Below are 833 nucleotides of genomic sequence, written 5' to 3'. Positions count from 1 at the left end.
GACCAGCGTGGGCGATAAAACCAATTTCGACTTCTACATCACAGGTGTTCCAACCGGGACCATCATGCCCCCGCGCATCTTCACGTTCATCAATAAAGGCAGCTGCCAGCAACCCGGCCCCGTCGCCTTCGCACTGAACGACAAGGTCAATACGGAACCCAATGCGGGGACCGGTGGGTGGACCTTTTACCGAAGCGCGCCGATCAAAATGCAAGACCTGCTTGCGGGCAACTACTCCGTTCTTCTGCGAACCTCACCCGAGGATGGCAACGCCAATATTTTCTGCGGGAATGTCGCGCAAGCCACTAAATGATTTACCCGGTCGAGCGACCTCATCAGGGGTCGCCACCTCCAAGCAACTGACGGCGCCGGGCTCCCGGTGACATGGAAAACCAGCGCCGGCAAGCGCGATTGAACACGCTCTGTTCGCTATAGCCCAGAAGACCGGCAACTTGGGACATCGGCATGTGCCTTTCGGCCAGATAGTGGTCGGCACGTTCACGGCGAAGGGCCTCGACCACTTCATCAAAACTGCGCCCCTCCTCGGCCAAGCGTCGTTGCAACATGCGCACGTGCATACCGAGCTGCTCGGCAATCAATGGCAGTCGGCAAMGTTGTATCGGCATCATGCGCAAGACCAAGCGTTCAACTTGATTGACGACACTCGATGTCGCTTGCAAGTCGAACTGGTTGAAATACTGCTCCAGTGCGTGATGCAAGTAGGGGGCATGTTGCTCGAGTGGCTGACTCAGTTGTTCATCGCGCAGCACCAGCGCGTTGCAGGATTGACCCGTGTACACCGTCGTTTTGAAATAGCGTCGGTAAGCCTGCAC

General features: G+C 57.1%; 2 protein-coding genes. One reads left to right on the top strand and one right to left on the bottom strand.

The features are described 5' to 3' along the window. Positions 1-313: hypothetical protein (locus AC1DRJ_RS30380; protein ID WP_477805370.1), on the top strand; the 313-nt coding region annotated here is incomplete at its 5' end. 22 nt (positions 314-335) lie between these two features. Here AC1DRJ_RS30380 and AC1DRJ_RS30375 read toward each other — a convergent pair. Next, positions 336-833 (bottom strand): helix-turn-helix transcriptional regulator (locus AC1DRJ_RS30375; RefSeq protein ID WP_477805369.1); only part of this gene is annotated, 498 nt, incomplete at its 5' end.

This window comes from Pseudomonas sp. P5_B2, assembly GCF_056400445.1.
This window is presented reverse-complemented; position numbering and strand designations above follow the sequence as displayed.